This window comes from Streptomyces sp. JJ36 (assembly GCF_021696945.1).
Classification (GTDB): Bacteria; Actinomycetota; Actinomycetes; order Streptomycetales; family Streptomycetaceae; genus Streptomyces.
Window position 1 is genome coordinate 20458 of the sequence record NZ_JACYHE010000061.1, and the last position, 17463, is coordinate 37920.

Sequence of the window (17463 nt, forward strand, 5' to 3'; positions counted from 1 at the left end):
GTCCCCGGCGGACGCGCCGCCGTGCGCCCGGCGCTCACCCGGACAGGTCATCCCGGGGTTCCAGGGGCCGGGTGGCCGGCCCCTGGATCACCGAGCCGTCGGTGTCGAAGCGCGACCCGTGGCACGGGCACTCCCAGGCGCGCTCCGCGTCGTTGAACCGCACCAGGCAGCCCAGATGGGTGCACCGGGCAGAGACCGCCCGCAGCTCGCCCTCCGGGGTGCGGTAGGCCGCGCAGCGCCTGCCGCGCACCCTGACGATCGCGCCCTGCCCCGGCCCGATCTCCTCCGGCGAGTCGACATAGGACGGCCGCAGCCGGTCCGCCACGTAGTGCCGGGCGACGAGCGAGCGCCGGCGCAGCAGCGCGGGGGTCTCCCGGGGGCGCAGCCGCACCGGGTCGTACAGCCCGGCCCAGGCGGGCAGGGTGCCGCCGGTGAGCTGGGCGGCCAGCAGCCGCCCGGCGAGGATGCCGCCGCTCATGCCCCACCCGCCGAAGCCGGTCGCGACGTACGCGTGGCGTGCGGCGGCGTGGTAGCGGCCGATGCAGGGCAGCAGGTCGGTGGTGTGGTTGTCCTGGGTGGCCCAGCGGTGCACCGGGCGGGCCCCGGGGAAGCGCTCGTACGCCCAGGCGGCCAGCCGCTCGTAGCGGGCGTTCACCGAGCCGATCCCCGCGGTGCCCGGGTCGAACCGCTCCCCGGAGACGACCAGCAGCCGGTGGCCCCGGCGGAACGGGTAGGGCGCGGTGTGCACCGAACGGACGGACCTCTCGGGCATCAGGAACATGCCGCCCGGGTCGTCGTCCTCGGGCACCGTGGCGGCGAGGACCACCTCCCGGCGCGGCCGCAGCCGGGTGAAGAGCATCGCGTGGTCGAAGACGGGGTAGTGCGTGGCCACCACCACGTCCCGGGCCCGCACCGTGGCGCCGTGCTCGGTACGGACCCGGCAGGGCGCCCCCTCCTCCAGGGCGACCACCCGGGTCCGCTCGTGGATGCGGCCGCCCCGCCGCCGCAGGTCGGCGGCGAGCGCCAGCAGGTACTTCCGCGGATGGAACTGGAGCTGGTCCTCCACCCGTACGGCCGCCTGCGCCCGGAACGGCGGCCCGGTGAGGGCGACACAGGAGGCGGGCAGCCCGGCCTCGCGGGCCGCCTCGGCCTCCACGCGCATCCGCGGCGCGTGCTCGGCCGACTCGACGTAGGTGAAGGCCGGTCGGCGCTCCAGGTCGCAGTCGGCCCCGAGCTCCGCCGCGACGCGGGCGGCGTGCTCGACCGCGTCGAGTTGCGAACGGGCGTACAGCCGCGCTCCCTCCGCGCCGTGCCGGCGTCGCAGCCGGTGGTAGGAGAAGCCGTGCAGCGCGGTCAGCTTGGCCGTGGTGTGGCCGGTCACCCCGGCGGCGATCCGGTCGGCCTCCAGCAGCACCACGGAGCGGCCGGCACGGGCCAGCTCCCAGGCCGTGGAGAGTCCGGCGATACCGCCGCCGACGACCACGGCGTCGGTCTCGGTCTCGGTCTCCGGCTCGAGCGGCGGATGGGTCTCTCCGGCGGCGGAGAGCATCCAGTAGGACTCGTAGCCGAGGGTGGTCGTGGTCACAGCGGGCTCCTTCTTCCTCGCACCGCGGGCGGTGGCCTCCCTCCCCCCAGGCCCCCCTGCTCCCCCGCTCCCCCTGTGCTCCCCCGTGCTCCCTCTCTCCCCCTCCGGCTCTCCCCGTGTGATGCCCGCCCGAGCGCGCCCGCCACCGCCGCGCGCCGCGGAATCCCGTGAATCCGCGCGCACGGCGCGCCGGGGACGCTACGGTGAGTGCCCGCGGGGAACGGTCGGTGGCCTTTGTGCCGGGAAGGTTCCGCAATGGGCGAGACACTGGACGCGACGCCCGCGCGGCATCTGGAGATGCTGCTGGCGCGCGCGCAGAACCCCTTCGATGTCTCGGAGTCCGTCCTCGGGCGGTTGCGCGACGCCGTGCTGTGCCGGGTCGAGATGCAGGCCCGGCGGCACCTGGGCACGCCGCCGCTCCGCAGCAGCAGCTACCGCCATGCGTTCCTGCTGGCGGACGGAAGCTGCCTGACGCTGTGGGAGCTCCGGCACGAGTACGCCGTGGGCGGCCCCGGCGGAGACGCCGGGGCCGCCCACGGCACCCCGGCCGGGGGCACGGAACCGCGGTCGGAGATATACGAGTGCGAGGAGGCGCTCCGGGTCTCCCAGCGGCGGCTCCGGCCGGAGGACGGCGGCGGGTGTGACACCGGATACGCCGCGGACGCCGGCCACGGTGCGGACGCCGCGGAGCACGGCCCGCTCCCGTACGGCTGGGGGCCGGCCCTCCCGGACGAGGGCTTCCTCGACCTGCCGCAGGTGACGGGTCCGGCACCCCGACGGTACGCCCAGGGCGACTCGGCCGACCACGCCCGGCGGCTGCTGCGGCGCGCGGAGAACCCGGACCGCCCCGGCGAGGAGGTCCTCCGGCTGCTCGCCACCGCCCGCGGGCACGACATCGTCCATGTTCCGGGCCCGCACGCCTGCTCCCCGGCCCATCACGTCTGGTGCTCCGTGTACGAACACGCGTTCCTGCTCGCGGACGGCAGCGAGTTCAGCCTGTACGAACTGGAGCACAACCTCTCCGGCACCGGGCGGCTGGTCTGCGAGGTCTACCCGGAGCAGGCCACGGCCGCCCGCACCGCCCTGCTCCGCGCCCGGGAACGGGGGATCGAACTGTGAGCGAACCGGCCGGCGTCGTGGTCGTCCTGACGGACCAGCAGCGCTGGGACACCACCGGGGTGCACGGCAACCCCGCCGACGTGACGCCGGTGTTCGACCGGATGGCCCGCACCGGCACCCACGTGGAGCAGGCGATCACTCCGCAACCGGTGTGCGCCCCCGCGCGCGCCGCGCTGCAGACCGGCTGCTGGCCCACGACCACCGGCGTCTTCCGCAACGGCCTCGCGCCCCGCCCGGAACTGCCCACCCTGGCCGGCTGCTTCGCCGAGGCCGGCTGGGAGACCGGCTACATCGGCAAGTGGCACCTGGCAGCGGAGGCGGCCGGGCACGGGCCGGTGCCGCCGGAGCGCCGCGGGGGCTACCGGCACTGGCTGGCCAGCGAGGTCCTGGAGTTCACCTCGGACGCCTACCGCACGGTGCTCCACGACGAGCGAGGGGCACCCGTGCGGCTGCCGGGCTACCGCTCGGACGCGCTCGTCGACGCGGCCGTCCGCTTTCTCGCCGACCACCACGAACGGCCGTTCCTGCTCTTCCTCTCGCTCATCGAGCCGCACCACCAGAACGCCACCGACGACTACCCCGCGCCCGAGGGATACGCCGAGCGGTACACCGGCCGCTGGCTGCCTCCGGACCTGGCGGCGCTGGGCGGCACGGCGCCGTACGGCGGGCCGCACCGCCATCTCGGCGGCTATCTCGGCCAGGTCAGGCGGATCGACGAGGGCCTGGGCAGGCTGCGCGACGCGCTGCGCAGCCTCGGCGTGGAGGACCGCACCGTGGTCGCCTTCACCTCGGACCACGGCTCCCACTTCCGCACCCGCAACGCGGAGTACAAGCGCAGCGCCCACGAGGCCTCGGTCCGGGTGCCACTGGCCCTGACCGGTCCCGGTTTCGACGGGGGCGGGATGATCCGGCACCCGGTCAGCACCGTCGACCTGATGCCGACGCTGCTCGAGGCGTGCGGACTGCCGGTGCCGGAGACCGTACAGGGGCGCTCCTTCCTGCCACTGGTCGGCGGCGGCACCGACCCGGGCCGGCCGGCCGAGGTGTTCGTGCAGATCAGCGAGTCGCATGTGGGCCGGGCGGTGCGGACCGCGCGCTGGAAGTACGCGGTCGCCGCGCCCGGCGCACACGGCTGGCGGGACAGCGGCGCCGGCCGGTACGTGGAGACCGAGTTGTACGACCTCGCGGCGGACCCGTACGAGCTGGACAACCTCGCGGGACTGGACTCGCACCGCGAGGTGGCCGGCGCGCTCCGCGAGGCTCTGCTGCGCTGGATGGCCCGGGTGGGCGAGGCACAGCCGGTGATCGAGGAGGCGGCTCCGGCCAAGCGCGCCGGGCGCCGCGCCGACCCGGAGGTCCGCGACCTCCCCTGGGAGGGGGTGCGCTTCGGCCACCAGTGAACGGCACGGGAACCGCCACGGCCGCACCCGCGGGGGCGCCGCCGGGCACCCCGCTCCCGGGCACCCGGCCGGCTCGGAAACCGGCACCGCCACCACAGACCCGGTCGGAGACCGGGACCGCAGACCGACGCCGCTCCGGCGTGAGGGGGAAAGACCCAGATGACCGCTCGTGGACGCCACCGCAAGCCCCGGACCGGCACCATGTCCCGGGCCTCGCTCACCGTGACGGCGGGCGGGGCCGGGCTCGCGCTGCCCCTGGTCGGGGCCGCCGGGCCGGCCCAGGCCGCCTCGGAGGACACCTGGAACGACGTCGCCGCCTGCGAGAGCAGCGGCCGCTGGGACGTGAACACGGGCAACGGCTACTTCGGCGGCCTGCAGTTCGCCCAGAGCACCTGGGAGGAGTACGGCGGAACGGCGTACGCGCCCCGGGCGGACCTGGCCACCCGAGCGGAGCAGACAGCCGTGGCCGAGAAGGTGCTGGAGGGCCAGGGACCGGGCGCCTGGCCCACCTGCGGGCCGCAGGCGGGCCTCGGCCAGGACACAAGGGAGGCGCCCGGCGCGTCGCCCGCGGCCGCGGAGCGGCAGCGGGAGCGGAGCGACCGGGGCGCACAGGACGCGCGGCGGCGCGCCGAGCGGGAGGCGCGCGCCGCGCAGGCACGCGCCGAACGGGCCCGCCAGGCCCCCTCCTACGAGGTGGTGAGCGGCGACAGCCTGTCCTCCATCGCCCACCAGGAGGAGGTGGACGGCGGCTGGCAGGCCCTCTACGAGCGCAACCGCCGCACGGTCGGCGCCGACCCGGACCTGATCTTCCCCGGCCAGCGGCTGAGCCTGGAGGGCCGGCAGGACGGGCCGGTGCGCCCGCAGCCCCGGCCGGAGGCCGAGCGGGAGCGGGCGGAGAAGAAGCCGGAGCGGGCGGAGACCCCGGAACGGGAGCGTACCGAGCAGGCGGGCGAGCCCCGCGCGGAGCAGCGCAAAGCGGAGCAGCGCAAAGCGGAGCAGCGCAAAGCGGAGCAGCGGAAACAGGCCGGGAAGGGCGAGCAGGCGGAACGGCGTGCGCAGTCCGCGGAGCGGCAGGAGAGACCGGAGCAGCGGGCCGAGCGGAAGGCGACGGCGAAGCGCGAGGCGAGCGCTCCCGGAGCCGTCGCCCCGGTCGCCGGCGTCTCCCCCGGCACTCCCTACCGGGCCTCGGGCAGCGGCTGGTCCTCCGGGTACCACACCGGGGTGGACTTCCCGGTCGCGACGGGGACCAGCGTCAAGGCGGTGACCGGCGGGCGCGTGGTGTCGGCGGGCTGGGCGGGTGCGTACGGCTACCAGGTCGTGCTGCGCCACGACGACGGCCGGTACAGCCAGTACGCCCATCTGTCCGCCATCTCGGTGCGCTCCGGCCAGCAGGTGAACACCGGCCAGCGGCTCGGCCGCTCGGGCTCCACCGGCAACAGCACGGGACCGCATCTGCACTTCGAGATACGCACCGGCCCCGGCTACGGCAGTGACATCGACCCCCTGGCCTACCTGCGGCAGCAGGGCGTCACGCTCTGACGCGTCCGTACGGCCGGTGCGCCGCCCTCGCGGGGGTCCGCGAGGGCGGCGCACCGGTGTGCGGGGCGCAGCGCGCCGGTCAGGTCGGCGGCGCGCCCGGCTCCTCCTCGTCGAGCCGGAGGCCGAGATCCTCGTCGTCGTCACCGGAAACGTGCACGGCGGTCTCCTCGCCCGCCAGGCCCTCGGCCTCGGACGCGGTGGAGAAGGAGTCCTGGTTGGCGGGGCGGGTGCCGGGCAGCGGGTCGTCGCTGAGCTGCCCCGCCTCCGGGGCCGGCTCGCCCTCCGCCGCCTCGTCGCCCACGTCGGGCTCCTCCTCTGCGAGGCGCTCGTCCAGCGGCGCCCCCTCCACCTGCTCGGCGAAGGTGGTGCCGAAGTCCTCCGCCGCCACCGGGCGCTCCCCCGGCACCGGCATCTGCTGCGGATCCTCGGCCCGCTGTGCCTCGGGGGTGCCGTCCTGGAGGTCCGGGATGCCCTCCTCCTCGGGCGCGGTGCCCGGGTCGGCGGGCGCCTCCGGCACCTGCGGCTCGCGGTACGCCCGGGACTCCGCGGCCTCCCCGGCCTCCGTGGCGACCGGCCGCCGGCCCTCACCGGAGGTCCCGGCTTCCGTGCCGGCGCCTGCCGCCTCCGCGATCTCGTCGGTGGGCTGCTCGGGTCCGGCGGTTTCGGGCGGTTCGGGGGTTTCGCGGTCGTTCATGCCTGCGCGGTACCCGTGGTCCTCCCGGGGAAACGCCCCGGACAACACAGCTAGCGCCGCTCGCGGCGCCGCCGGAGTACCACGGCCACCAGGTCGATCACCGCGAAGAGCGCCAGCCCGGCGCAGATCGCCATGAGGGTGCGCAGCGAGCCGGCGCCCGGCACGTCCTCCGGCCCGGCCTGCTCGGACCAGTACCAGAAGAGCAGCGTGCCCGCCACGAAGAGCGGGATGAAGAGCGTGGCCAGCAGCAGCCGCAGCCGCAGCGCGCTGCGGGCGGTGAGCGGCTCGCTCCCGGTGCGCTCCCAGCGGCGCCCGAAGAGGCCCGAGCGGGAGCGGGGCACGGGCCTGCGCCGGTCGGGTCGGGCCATCACGGACGGCCTCCTCCCTGGACCGGCCGGGTCCGGCCGGACCCGGCCGGCCGGTTCAGTCCCCCGCGGCGTGGCAGACGCCGCAGGAGAGCTGCCGGGCGGCCGTGGACTGGGTGGCCACACCGGTCCCGTGCACCTCGTGCACCGGCTCCCGGCCCTGGTGGACGTGTTCGGAGCAGACGCCCGCGCCGCAGCGGTGGCAGACGGCCACCGCCGTCGTCTCCCGCTCGGGCAGGCAGTCGTAGCAGAACATCGGGTTCCTCCTTCTCCTTCCGCCGGCCTCCGGCTTCGCTCCGCCGTGCGGGCTCGCGCGGGTACGTACGCCGCTGCGGCTCGTACCGGCGTCGCACGGGCCCGGTACCGGCTCCGGGGCCGCTGCCGGGTACCCGTCGGCGGCCCCGGGCAACCGCCCGCGGCGGGGTTTCGCCGCGGAGGCCGCGAGGTACCGCGTGCGGCGTGAACGACGGCACCCCCGACACCCCGGGCCGGCTTCCGGCCCGTCCCCCGGAGCGGCCATGCGGGCTCTGACGACCCTGCCGGGCCGCGGGAACACACTGCGGCTGGAGACGTTGCCCGACCCGGAGCCGGGGCCCGGCGAACTGCTCGTGGAGGGGCTCGCCGTCGGGGTGTGCGGCACGGACCGGAGCATCGCCGCGGGTGAGCACGGCAGCGCGCCGCCCGGCCGGGAGCGGCTGATCATCGGGCACGAGTCGCTGGGCCGGGTGCGCCGGGCCCCGGCGTCGTCCGGCTTCGCCGCCGGCGACCTCGTGGTGGGACTGGTCCGCCGTCCCGACCCCGTCCCGTGCGGGGCCTGTGCGCACGGCTCCCCGGACATGTGCCGCAACGGGCGCTACACCGAGTGCGGCATCAAGGAGCGGGACGGGTACGCCGCCACGCTCTGGACCGTCGATCCCGCGTACACCGTGCGGCTGCCGCCCGGTCTGGAGCGGACGGGAGCGCTGCTGGAGCCGGCCAGCGTGGTGGCCAAGGCCTGGGACCAGGTCGGACAGGTGGGTGCGCGGTCGTGGTTCGCGCCGGCCTCGGTGCTGGTCACCGGCGCCGGGCCGATCGGGCTGCTGGCCGCGCTGCTCGGCCGGCACCGCGGGCTGGAGGTGCACGTGCTGGACCGCACGGAGCACGGGCCCAAGCCCCGGCTGGTCCGCGAGCTGGGAGCGGAGTACCACACGGACGAGGTGGAGCCGGTGCTGCGACGGCTGCGCCCGGACGTGGTGATCGAGGCGACGGGCGCGGCCCCGGTGGCCCTGGGGGCGATGGGCAACCTCGGCGCGTACGGGGTGCTCTGCCTGACCGGCCTCTCCTCCGCCGGGCGTACGGTGCCCATCGACGCGGGGGCGCTCAACCGGGAACTGGTGCTGGACAACGCGGCCGTGATCGGCTCGGTGAACGCGCATCGCGACCACTACGCGGCCGCCGCGGCCGCGCTCGCCGGGGCGGACGCGGACTGGCTGGAGCGCGTCCTGGACCACCGGCTGCCGGTGGACCGCTTCCGGGAGGCCTTCGGGCCCCGCCGGCGGGGCGGGGTGAAGACGGTGCTGGAGCTGACCGCGGACGGGTCCGGCTGACCGCTCCGCCCCCTGGCCTGTCGCCGGCTCGCCACGGGCCGGGGAGCAGGCCCGCCCTGGCCGGCCGACCGGGGCGGGTGCATCACCCGGAAACCGGACGATCGTCCTCCGATCCACGCGCGTGGAACCGGTCCTGACGCCGCATCGATCCGGAAACACACCACAGACCTGGCGTTTCCGTGCGAGTGCCCGGCCGCCGGAGCGGGAAAACCGGAAGACAAGGGGCATGTGGCGCACAGAGTTTCCCCTCCGGGGGCTCCCGGCAGCGCAACTTCGTGACAAGATCCAGCCGTTGAGTCGCTGTTTCCTCACCCCTGTCGGCCGGTGGTCAGTAGCCTCTGACGCGACCGGCAAGCCGAAGACCAGACGGAGACCTTGATGGAACGTCCCGCGTGGGCCCCGCAGGGCATAGACCTGACCGTCCCGAGCGTGTCCCGCATCTACGACTACTACCTGGGCGGTTCGCACAACTTCGAGGTCGACCGGGAGGCCGGCCGCAAAGCCATCGAGGCCTGGCCCGGACTGCCGAAGATCATGCAGGCCAACCGGGCCTTCATGCGACGCGCCATCAGGTACGCGCTCGCCGAGGGGGTCACGCAGTTCCTGGACATCGGCTCCGGCATCCCCACCTTCGGCAACGTCCACGAGGTCGCCCAGGGACGGGACCCGGAGGCCCGCGTGGTCTACGTGGACAACGACCCGGTGGCGGTCGCGCACAGCCGGGCCGTGCTCCAGGACAACGACCGCACCGACGTGGTCTCCGCCGACTTCCGCTCGCCGCGGGACATCCTGGAGAGCCCGGAGGCCGAACGGCTGCTGGACCTCGGCAAGCCGGTCGCACTGATGCTCGTCGCCCTGCTGCACTTCGTCGAGGACCAGGACGAGCCCTGGAAGACCGTGGCACAGCTCCGCGACGCGCTCGCCCCGGGCAGCCTCCTCGTCGTCACCCACGCCTCCGGCGAGGGGGAGTTCAAGGCCCCGGACCGCGGCGCCGCCGCCTCCGGCGTCTACCGCCGGATCGGTTCGCCGCTGCTGATGCGCTCCCGGGAGGAGGTGCTGCGCTTCTTCGACGGCTGGGACCTGGTGGACCCCGGGCTGGTCGCCATGCCCCGCTGGCACCCGGACACGCCGCCGGAGCAGGAGGACCCCGTCGTCTTCAGCGGCTTCGCCGGAGTCGGCCGCAAGTCGGGACACGCCGGGTGAGTTCCGCGCCGTACGAGCTGACGGGGACCGCGACCGACGGGCTCCGGCGCTTCGCGACGATCTGGAGCCGCGCCGTCTACCCGGCGACGGCGACCTCGATGACGCGCGCCGAGTTCGAGGACCACCTCTACCCGCTGGCCGTGCGGCTGGGCGAGGCGCTGCACGCCAGACCGTTCTCGCCCGCGGCGGGCCGGGAGGTCGGAGAAGCGCTGGTGGCGGCGCACTGCACCGACCCGGAGGCGCTGCCGCAGATCCTCGGCGTCCTGGAGTCCTATCTGGTGCTCTACAGCACCGACCGGGAGCCGCTGCCGGTCGACGAGGGCCGGGCCCGCTGCTCCCGGCTCCAGCACGCGGTGGCCGCGGGCTTCGCCCGGGCGCTGCGCGAGCGCACCCGTGCCGAGCAGGAGGCGCTGTCGCGGGCCGCGCTGGCCGCGCAGGCGGCCGTGGAGGAGGCGCTGCACACCAGCGAGACTCGCTTCCGCGCGGTCTTCCGCGACGCCACCATCGGGATCGGCATAGCCGACATGGACGGCCGCATCCGCGACGTCAACGGTGCCCTCGCCCGGATGTTCGGCCGCTCCGAGGAGGAGCTGCGGCGGCGCAACGTCAACGAGTGGGTGCATCCCAGCGACGCCCCGGACGTCTGGCGGATGCACCGGGAGCTGGTGCGCGGCGAACGCGACCACTTCCGGGTGGAGAAGCCCTACCACCGCCCGGACGGCACGGTCCTGTGGACGAACCTCACCGTCTCGCTGCTCCGCGACGCCGAGGGCGAGCCGCGCTACCAGCTCGCGCTGATGGAGGACATCACCGAGCGCCGGCTGCTCCATCTGCGGCTGCGCTACGAGGCCACGCACGACGAGCTGACCGGGCTGCCCAACCGGACGCTCTTCGCGGAGCGGCTGGAGCGCATCCTCTCCGCGGGCGGCGGCACCGCCCGCTTCGGCCTTTGCTACCTGGACATCGACGGCTTCAAGGCGGTCAACGACAGCCTGGGCCACGCCGTCGGGGACCAACTGCTGATCTCCGTCGGGGAACGGCTGCAGTCCTGCGCCACCTCCCCCGACCATCTGGTCGCGCGCATCGGCGGGGACGAGTTCGTCGCCCTGATCGCCAACCCCTCCGGCCGGGAGGAGGTCACCGAGCTGGCCCGCCAGGCGCTGGCCGCGCTCGCCACGCCCATCACCATCGACGGCCGGGAACTCTCGGTGCGGGCCAGCATCGGCATCGTGGAGGGACCGAGCGGGGAGCTGGGCCCCGCCGAGGTCATGCGCAGCGCCGACATCACCATGTACCGGGCGAAGGACGCCGGCGGGAACCGCTACGAGCTGGCGGACCCGGTCTCGGACGCCCGGGCGATAGACCGCCACAGCCTCACCAACCATCTGCCGGGCGCGCTGGAGCGGGACGAGTTCTTCCTGGAGTACCAGCCGCTCATACGGATGTGCGACGGCACCGTGGACGGCGCGGAGGCCCTGGTCCGCTGGCGCCACCCGGTACACGGGCGGCTGGGCCCGGACCGCTTCATCCCGCTGGCCGAGCACACCGGGCTGATCGTGCCGCTGGGCCGCTGGGTGCTGGAGAAGGCCGTGCACCAGGCCTGCCTCTGGCACGAGCAGAAGGCGGCGGGCGGCAGCGCGCGGGAGCGGCCGCTGCGGGTGAACGTCAACCTCTCACCCCGGCAGCTCCACCACCCGGACCTGGTGCAGGACACGGTCGCGGTGCTGGAGGCGGCCGGCGTGGCGCCCTCCTCGCTCTGCCTGGAGGTCACCGAGTCCGCCCTGATCGGCGCGGACGAGGACGAACTCAAACCGCTGCGGCAGCTCGCCGAACTCGGGGTGGACATCGCCCTCGACGACTTCGGCACCGGCTACTCCAACCTGGCCAACCTGCGCCGGCTGCCGGCCACCACGCTCAAGCTGGACCGTTCCTTCACCCAGGGACTCCAGCGCCACCCCGCGGACCCGGTGGACGTCACCTTCGTCGGCGGGATCGTCTCGCTCGCGCACGCGCTGGGCCTGCGGGTGACGGTCGAGGGCGTGGAGACCGAGGCGCAGGCGGCCCAGCTCCGCGAGCTGGGCTGCGACACGGCACAGGGGTGGTACTACGCGCGGCCGGCTCCCGCCGAGGACCTGACCCGCGAGTGGAGTGCCCCGGCCTGACCCGGAACGACCCGGGGCCCGGCCGCCCCGGGCCCCGGGCCCGTGCCAGGGCGGTCCAGGGATCTAGGGCCGGATCGGGTCGTGGCCCAGCCGCATCAGCCGGTGCCGCCAGGCGGTCTCCTCCGGGCCGGTCACCCGGCCGTGCTCCCGCTCCTCGTTCACCGTGTCCACCACGTCGTACATGAGCTGGATGTCGGAGTCGTCGAGGTCCGTACGGCGCTTCTGGAGCACGGCCAGGACATGGCGGCCCTGCTCGTCACCGGAGGCCTCGGGAACCTCCTCGGCCTCCTCGCCGGCGCTGCTGGTCCGGAGCCAGGCGCTCAGCTCGTCGGACGTCATGTTCACCACACGGTGGAACTCGTCCCAGAGCGCGTCCAGCTCCAGGGCGTCGATGTCTGCCACGGCATGCCTCCCTTCGGCCCGCCGGGTGCCCGCCGGCGGGCGGGCGAAACCAGCCTCCCGGGCCTGCGGAGCCGCAGCTCCGGGCCCGCACGGGGGGGCGGGGGAGGCGCCCCCCGGTGACGGGTCCCCGGGCGGGCCGGACGGGCCGGTCACACGTGGTGGTCGAGCCAGGCCAGCAGGTCGCCCTGGACCTCGTCGCGGTTGGTCTCGTTGAGGATCTCGTGCCGCGCCCCCGGGTACGCCCGCCAGCTCAGCTCCCGTACGCCCCGGTAGCGGAAGTCCTCCAGCAGCTCGTAGACCAGTGTCATCCCGGAGTGGCAGGGGTCCTGGTCGCCCACGGCGACGTGCACCGGCAGCCCGCGCGGGACGCGGCCGAGCTGCTCCGGGTCGTTGATCTTGCGCGAGCCCCGCACCCACTCAAGCGCCAGCCCCGCGGAGAACGCGAAGCCGCAGCGCCCGTCCGCGGCGTAGGCGTCCACCTCGGCGGTGTCCCGGGAGAGCCACTCGTATCCGGTGCGGTGCGGGTAGAGCTCGTTGAACGCCGCGAAGACCTCCGGTACGAAGTCCGACGGGGCGCCGGGGCCGCCCCGCTCGACCTCCGCCTCCAGCCGGCGCACCGCCTGCTCCGGCTCCAGCCCCGGCAGCGAACGGAAGGTGCCGGAGAGCAGCAGCCCGGCCAGCTCCCCGCCGTACTCCTGCGCGGCGTCCCGGGCGAGCTGGGAGCCCAGCTGTGGCCCAGCAGCACGTGCGGCGTGCCGGCGGGCAGCTCGGCCCGTACCCGCTCCCCCACCGTCCGCAGATCGCCGACGGCGGCACGCCACCCGTCGGCGCCGGCCACCCCGAGCCCGCCGGTGTGCGGGGCCGTGTCGCCGTGGCCGCGGTGGTCGGAGGCCGTCACCGCGTAGCCGTGGCGGGTCAGGAAGCGGGCGAAGCGCTCGTAGCGCGCGGCGTGCTCGGCCGCCCCGTGCGCGATCTGCACCAGTGCCCGCGGGGCGCCTTCCGGGAACCAGGTGCGGGTGGCGACCGGGGTGCCGTCCGCCGCCGTGGTGAAGTCGTGGCGTACGCCCACGTCCTGCCGCCTCTCGTCGTGCCGGACTGCGGCCCGCACTGCCGCGACCCGACACGGTAACGGCCGCCCGGACCGGCGTGAAAGAGGCGCCGCGTGCCGGTGCGGGCGTCGCGGACTCCGGAAGCGCACTGTCCTGATCTGGCCCCTCCCGGCAACTCCCATGTCGGTTACCAGACTTGACGACTTCGCGGGGTAGTGCGTGTATGCCAGTGGGTAGTGCTGGTGGAGTACCCCCCACGCGCGACACGGAACAACTTCCCTTCCCGGCACGGGACGCAGATCGGCGGCAGACAGTGGAAAGGTTTACGTCAATCCGACGGAACGATCTTGATCTATTTCTGCGCCTGTAGACGATGTTGCTGTCGGCCATGCTCCGGGACGGGACCGCTGCCGATGTACGACCACCGCTCGGACTCGGGCGGAGGCACCCCGCGGAGGAGGGCTCGTCATGGATCGCTACTTCACCGACCAGCGGCACAAGCAGCTGCGTCAGGAAGTGCGAGAGTTCGCTGAACAAGAGGTCAGGCCCCGCATACCAGAGATGGAGGCGGAACGCACCGTCTCCCACGAACTGTCCCGTCTCATCGCCCGGCAGGGCTGGATCGGGGTGACCGTCCCCCGCGCGTACGGCGGCATGGGGGCGGGGCACCTCGCCAAGACCGTGGTCATCGAGGAACTGTCCCGGGAGAGCGGTGCCATGGGGGCCATGGTGCAGGCCTCCCAGCTCGGCGTCGCGAAGATCCTGCACTTCGGCGACGAGGAGCAGAAGAAGACCTGGCTCCCCGCCATCGCCTCCGGCGACTGCCTGCCGACCATCGCGGTGACGGAGCCGGAGTCGGGCGGGCACGTGCTCGGCATGTCCGGCACGGCGGTCCGGGACGGGGACGACTACGTGCTCAACGGCAGCAAGGTGTTCGTGGGCAACAGCCACGTCGGCGATCTGCACGGCGTGGTGGTCCGCACCGGGCCGGGCTCCAAGGGGCTCTCCGCCTTCCTCGTGGAGTCCGACCGGCCCGGGTTCCGCCTGGGCGAACAGAAACCCGCGATGGGGCTGCACGGCTTCAGCTTCGGCGAACTGCACTTCGACGACTGCCGCGTGCCGGCGGCGAACCTGCTCGGCACCGAGGGCGACGGCCTCGCGGTGGCCTACTCCTCCAGCGTCCTCTACGGCCGGGCCAACCTCACCGCCGTCTCGCTCGGCATCCACCAGGCGATCCTCGACGAGACCACCCACTTCTGCGGCGAACGCCGGCGCTACGGCGCGCCGCTCGGCGACCTCGGCACCGTCAAGCTGAAGCTGGGCCAGATGCAGTCCCGGCTCATGACGGCCCGGCTCGCCGCCTACCACGCGGTGCACCTGCTGGACCGCGGCCTGCCCTGCGACGCGGAGCTGATGAACGCCAAGCTGGTCAATGTGGAGTACGCGCTCGACTCGGCCCGGGACGCGATGGAGATCCACGCCGCCGCCGGCCTCTTCACCGACCGCCCCGTGGAACGCTACCTGCGGGACGCGCACCACATCTTCGCCCCGGCCGGCACCTCCGACATCCAGCGGCTGCGGCTGGGCGAGGTGGCGCTGGGCACGGCGAAGGGCTCCTGGTCGCGCAAGCTCGCCGAGCTGGTGCAGATGGAGCCGAGCCCGGCGTTCTGAGGCCGCCGGTCGCCCGGCCGCACCCCGACGACGGCGCGCCCCGGAGGGAGCGCGTCCGTACACCCGTGCCCGTGCGCCTCTGCCGTGCGGACACCGCACCACGGGGCGTACGGCCCGCACTCCGGGCGGGCGGGTCCCCCGTCGCTCCCCGCGGCCCGGTGCCGCGCTCGGGGCACCGTACGGAGCCCGTGGGCCCCGCCGGAGCCCGGCGTCGTTTCCTGGCCCCGCAGACGCCCCGGGGCCCGGGGGACGTCAGACGCCGTCGCGCCGGTGGATCTGGTCCACCAGTTCGGCGGCCATCGACTTGATGGTCTCCAGTCCCTGCCGGCCCCACGGCCGCGGCTCCTGGTCCACGACGCAGACCGTGCCGAGCGCCATGCCGGAACGGTCGATCAGCGGCGCCCCCAGGTAGGACCGGATGCCGATCTCGTCCACCACCGGGTTCCCCGCGAACCGCGGGTAGTCGCAGACGTCCTCCAGCACCAGCGCCTTGCGCCGCACCACGACGTGCGGGCAGTAGCCGTGGTCCCGGGCCATCACCCGGCCCACGCCCCCGGCTTCCGGGTCGGCGGGCCGGCCCAGCTCCACCGCCTGGTCGACGGCGGGTGTGTAGAGCCCGGCGAAGTACTGGCGGTGCTCGTCGATGAAGTTGACCATGGCGTACGGCGCCCCGGTGACCCGGGCCAGCTTCCGCGCGAAGTCGTCGAACTCCGGCACCGGCGCCTCGCCGATGCCCAGCTCGCGCAGGCGTACGACCCGGTGCGGCGCGTCGTTGTCGTCGGGAGTCAGGAGCAGGTGGGGCGTGGGGTCATATGGGGTCGGTGACATGCTGACTCCTCAGGTCGATCAGATGCTGGACAAGGGCGACGAGTACCTGGGTGCCGGAACTGGCCTGCCGGGCGTCGCAGAGCACCACGGGCACGTCGGGTTTGAGATCGATGGCCGCGCGTACCTCCTCCGGGTCGTAGTGGAAGGAGCCGTCGAACTCGTTCACCGCGACGATGAAGCCGATGCCCCGCCGCTCGAAGAAGTCGACGGCGGCGAAACAGTGCTCCAGCCGGCGGGTGTCGGCGAGCACCACGGCGCCGAGCGCCCCGGCGGACAGCTCGTCCCACATGAACCAGAAGCGCTGCTGGCCCGGCGTGCCGAAGAGATAGAGGACGTGGTCGGCGCTCAGCGTGATGCGGCCGAAGTCCATGGCGACGGTGGTCGTCGCCTTGTTCTCCACCCCCTCCAGGCTGTCCGTCGCCGCGCTGACCTGAGTCAGCAGCTCCTCCGTGCTCAGCGGCTCGATCTCGCTGACCGCTCCGACGAAGGTGGTCTTGCCCACCCCGAAGCCGCCGGCGATCAGGATCTTGAGCGCGGTCGGGAAAGGATCAGAGTCGTTTACGGAGCCCATCCAGCACCGCCTCCAGCAAGTGTCGATCGGTCGGGTCGGGGCCGAGCGGCGCGGGAGCCGGCGCCCGGGCCGTGATGGCGCCGCAGTCCACGAGGTCGGACAGGAGCACCTTGGTCACCACGGCGGGCTGGCGTATGTGCGCGGCGATCTCGGCCACGGACGTGGGGCCTCCGCAGAGGCCCAGCACCAGGCTGTGGTCCGGGCCGAGATAGCTGTGGGGACGGGAGCCGGTGGCCATCACCAGCGTCAGCAGGTCGAAGTGGGCGGACGGCTTGGTCCGCCCGTTGCTGACGGTGTACGGCCGCACCAGCCGTCCCGCGTCGTCGTCGAGCCAGGGCCCCTCCTGGGGTTCTGACATCTCCTCAGTACCCCGCCGGTTGGCGGGCGGGAGTGGCCAGGTAGGGGCGGACGCTCTTGACGAGCATGGCCATCTCGTATCCCAGCACCGCCGCGTCCGCCTCACTACCGGCGAGCACGGCCAGGCAGGCGCCCTGCCCGGCGGTCGAGACGAAGAGCAGCGAGGTGTCGAGCTCGACCACCACCTGCCGCACCTCGCCGCCGTCCCCGAAGCGGACGCCCGCGCTGCGGGCCAGCGAGTACAACCCGGAGGCGAGGGCGGCCAGATGGTCGGCGGTGTCGGTCTCCAGCCCGTGGACGGCCTTCACCAGGCCGTCCGACGAGAGCAGCAGGGCACTCCGCGCCTGCGGGACACGCTGGACGAGTCCGGTCAGCAGCCAGGACAGGTCCGTCGTCTGGCCGAGGGGGGCTTCGCTCACCATGATCGCGTTTTTCTCCTTGAGGGGGCGAACAGCCGCTAGCGGGCGGGGCGGGGGGTCTCGCCCCCGGCGGCATGGGTGGTCTCGTCGGTGCCGTCGTTCTGGTCGGCAAGGGTGGTGCCTCGCCGGAACGCGGCCATGAGCCCGGGGTTGTGCCCGGTGTCGGCGTCGTCCGCCCCCTCGGGCGTACCGCCGCCGAAGCGGGCGGGGGGCTGACGCAGCTCCGGTACCAGATGCTCCTGCCGGCGCCGCTTCGGGAGTTGCGGCCGCTCGCCCTGCGCCGCCGGCGGCGGTCCGGCGCCGGGGCCGGCCGCCTCTGCGGCGGGCTGCGGCGGGTGCGCTACCGGGTTCTGTGGCGGGTGCGGGGCGGGGGCCTGTGGCGGGTGCGGGGCGGGGGTCTGCCGGGCCTGCCCCGGGCCGCCACCGGCGTGGGCGGGCTGCGGCTGCTGCGGAGGCAGGCCTCCTGGCGCGGCCGGCGGCTGCGGACGGGACTGCGGGGGCGGCGGCCCGGCG

At 74.5% G+C, this 17463-nt stretch carries 16 protein-coding genes and 2 pseudogenes; 7 read left to right on the forward strand and 11 right to left on the reverse strand.

What is annotated here, in order from left to right:
• Nucleotides 1-34: 34 nt before the first annotated feature.
• On the reverse strand, nucleotides 35-1585 hold the full coding sequence (locus tag HOY81_RS20285) for an FAD-dependent oxidoreductase (RefSeq protein ID WP_237321897.1): 1551 nt from the start codon (nucleotides 1583-1585) through the stop codon (nucleotides 35-37).
• Between the two features lie 255 nt (nucleotides 1586-1840).
• Here HOY81_RS20285 and HOY81_RS20290 point away from each other — a divergent pair, with 255 nt between their 5' ends.
• The 3 genes from HOY81_RS20290 to HOY81_RS20300 all read left to right on the forward strand — a co-directional run bounded on the left by HOY81_RS20290 (nucleotide 1841) and on the right by HOY81_RS20300 (nucleotide 5643).
• On the forward strand, nucleotides 1841-2704 hold the full coding sequence (locus tag HOY81_RS20290; RefSeq protein ID WP_237321898.1) for a DUF6227 family protein: 864 nt from the start codon (nucleotides 1841-1843) through the stop codon (nucleotides 2702-2704).
• A complete protein-coding gene (locus HOY81_RS20295; protein WP_237321899.1) occupies nucleotides 2701-4104 on the forward strand; it encodes a sulfatase-like hydrolase/transferase in 1404 nt (467 codons plus the stop codon). The genes HOY81_RS20290 and HOY81_RS20295 overlap by 4 nt, the downstream gene beginning before the upstream one ends.
• Before the next feature lie 159 nt (nucleotides 4105-4263).
• Entirely contained in the window at nucleotides 4264-5643 is a 1380-nt protein-coding gene (locus HOY81_RS20300) for a transglycosylase family protein (protein ID WP_237321900.1), read from the forward strand.
• Nucleotides 5644-5722: 79 nt separating this feature from the next.
• Here the strand turns inward: HOY81_RS20300 and HOY81_RS20305 are convergent, their stop codons facing one another.
• The 3 genes from HOY81_RS20305 to HOY81_RS20315 are packed head-to-tail and all read right to left on the reverse strand — an operon-like array spanning nucleotide 5723 to nucleotide 6958.
• Nucleotides 5723-6337 carry a hypothetical protein gene (locus tag HOY81_RS20305; protein WP_237321901.1) on the reverse strand — a complete coding sequence of 205 codons (615 nt, stop codon included), beginning with the start codon at nucleotides 6335-6337 and terminating at the stop codon, nucleotides 5723-5725.
• Between the two features lie 50 nt (nucleotides 6338-6387).
• Nucleotides 6388-6705: a DUF6343 family protein gene (locus tag HOY81_RS20310; protein WP_237321902.1), complete on the reverse strand. Its 318-nt coding sequence runs from the start codon at nucleotides 6703-6705 to the stop codon at nucleotides 6388-6390.
• Between the two features lie 55 nt (nucleotides 6706-6760).
• Nucleotides 6761-6958, reverse strand: a complete 198-nt coding sequence (locus tag HOY81_RS20315; protein ID WP_237321903.1) for a DUF2180 family protein — start codon at nucleotides 6956-6958, stop codon at nucleotides 6761-6763.
• Nucleotides 6959-7220: 262 nt separating this feature from the next.
• On the opposite strand from HOY81_RS20315, the gene HOY81_RS20320 reads away from it, so the two are divergent.
• From HOY81_RS20320 to HOY81_RS20330, 3 genes are all read left to right on the forward strand, one after another.
• Nucleotides 7221-8288, forward strand: coding sequence for a glucose 1-dehydrogenase (locus HOY81_RS20320; RefSeq protein WP_237321904.1), 1068 nt, complete (start codon nucleotides 7221-7223; stop codon nucleotides 8286-8288).
• Nucleotides 8289-8666: 378 nt separating this feature from the next.
• Nucleotides 8667-9491 (forward strand): SAM-dependent methyltransferase, encoded by an 825-nt coding sequence (locus tag HOY81_RS20325; RefSeq protein ID WP_237321905.1) that lies wholly within the window; start codon nucleotides 8667-8669, stop codon nucleotides 9489-9491.
• Nucleotides 9488-11653 (forward strand): bifunctional diguanylate cyclase/phosphodiesterase, encoded by a 2166-nt coding sequence (locus tag HOY81_RS20330; RefSeq protein WP_237321906.1) that lies wholly within the window; start codon nucleotides 9488-9490, stop codon nucleotides 11651-11653. Before HOY81_RS20325 ends, HOY81_RS20330 begins: the two co-directional genes overlap by 4 nt.
• A 63-nt stretch (nucleotides 11654-11716) precedes the next feature.
• Here the strand turns inward: HOY81_RS20330 and HOY81_RS20335 are convergent, their stop codons facing one another.
• Together HOY81_RS20335 and HOY81_RS20340 are read right to left on the reverse strand one after the other, a co-directional pair.
• Nucleotides 11717-12055, reverse strand: coding sequence for a DUF3140 domain-containing protein (locus HOY81_RS20335; RefSeq protein WP_308341142.1), 339 nt, complete (start codon nucleotides 12053-12055; stop codon nucleotides 11717-11719).
• 149 nt (nucleotides 12056-12204) lie between these two features.
• A pseudogene (locus tag HOY81_RS20340) lies at nucleotides 12205-13124 on the reverse strand (alpha/beta fold hydrolase).
• Nucleotides 13125-13572: 448 nt separating this feature from the next.
• Here HOY81_RS20340 and HOY81_RS20345 point away from each other — a divergent pair.
• On the forward strand, nucleotides 13573-14775 hold the full coding sequence (locus tag HOY81_RS20345) for an acyl-CoA dehydrogenase family protein (protein ID WP_237321907.1): 1203 nt from the start codon (nucleotides 13573-13575) through the stop codon (nucleotides 14773-14775).
• 252 nt (nucleotides 14776-15027) lie between these two features.
• Here HOY81_RS20345 and HOY81_RS20350 read toward each other — a convergent pair whose 3' ends face one another.
• The 5 genes and pseudogenes from HOY81_RS20350 to HOY81_RS20370 all read right to left on the reverse strand — a co-directional run.
• On the reverse strand, nucleotides 15028-15603 hold the full coding sequence (locus HOY81_RS20350; RefSeq protein WP_237321908.1) for a GAF domain-containing protein: 576 nt from the start codon (nucleotides 15601-15603) through the stop codon (nucleotides 15028-15030).
• A complete protein-coding gene (locus HOY81_RS20355) occupies nucleotides 15584-16174 on the reverse strand; it encodes an ATP/GTP-binding protein (protein WP_237321909.1) in 591 nt (196 codons plus the stop codon). Before HOY81_RS20355 ends, HOY81_RS20350 begins: the two co-directional genes overlap by 20 nt.
• Nucleotides 16152-16532, reverse strand: a complete 381-nt coding sequence (locus HOY81_RS20360; protein WP_237321910.1) for a DUF742 domain-containing protein — start codon at nucleotides 16530-16532, stop codon at nucleotides 16152-16154. Before HOY81_RS20360 ends, HOY81_RS20355 begins: the two co-directional genes overlap by 23 nt.
• A gap of 4 nt (nucleotides 16533-16536) precedes the next feature.
• Nucleotides 16537-16953: a roadblock/LC7 domain-containing protein gene (locus HOY81_RS20365; RefSeq protein WP_237321911.1), complete on the reverse strand. Its 417-nt coding sequence runs from the start codon at nucleotides 16951-16953 to the stop codon at nucleotides 16537-16539.
• A 35-nt stretch (nucleotides 16954-16988) separates the two neighbouring features.
• Nucleotides 16989-17463, reverse strand: a pseudogene (locus HOY81_RS20370) (ATP-binding protein); the annotation flags it as partial.

Coding starts and splice junctions, on each gene's coding strand:
- HOY81_RS20305 (WP_237321901.1), bottom strand. CDS start 6,337: ATGAACGACCGCGAAACCCCCGAACCGCCCGAAACCGCCGGACCCGAG.
- HOY81_RS20365 (WP_237321911.1), bottom strand. CDS start 16,953: ATGGTGAGCGAAGCCCCCCTCGGCCAGACGACGGACCTGTCCTGGCTG.
- HOY81_RS20345 (WP_237321907.1), top strand. CDS start 13,573: ATGGATCGCTACTTCACCGACCAGCGGCACAAGCAGCTGCGTCAGGAA.
- HOY81_RS20360 (WP_237321910.1), bottom strand. CDS start 16,532: ATGTCAGAACCCCAGGAGGGGCCCTGGCTCGACGACGACGCGGGACGG.
- HOY81_RS20310 (WP_237321902.1), bottom strand. CDS start 6,705: ATGGCCCGACCCGACCGGCGCAGGCCCGTGCCCCGCTCCCGCTCGGGC.
- HOY81_RS20355 (WP_237321909.1), bottom strand. CDS start 16,174: ATGGGCTCCGTAAACGACTCTGATCCTTTCCCGACCGCGCTCAAGATC.
- HOY81_RS20290 (WP_237321898.1), top strand. CDS start 1,841: ATGGGCGAGACACTGGACGCGACGCCCGCGCGGCATCTGGAGATGCTG.
- HOY81_RS20325 (WP_237321905.1), top strand. CDS start 8,667: ATGGAACGTCCCGCGTGGGCCCCGCAGGGCATAGACCTGACCGTCCCG.
- HOY81_RS20315 (WP_237321903.1), bottom strand. CDS start 6,958: ATGTTCTGCTACGACTGCCTGCCCGAGCGGGAGACGACGGCGGTGGCC.
- HOY81_RS20320 (WP_237321904.1), top strand. CDS start 7,221: ATGCGGGCTCTGACGACCCTGCCGGGCCGCGGGAACACACTGCGGCTG.
- HOY81_RS20300 (WP_237321900.1), top strand. CDS start 4,264: ATGACCGCTCGTGGACGCCACCGCAAGCCCCGGACCGGCACCATGTCC.
- HOY81_RS20350 (WP_237321908.1), bottom strand. CDS start 15,603: ATGTCACCGACCCCATATGACCCCACGCCCCACCTGCTCCTGACTCCC.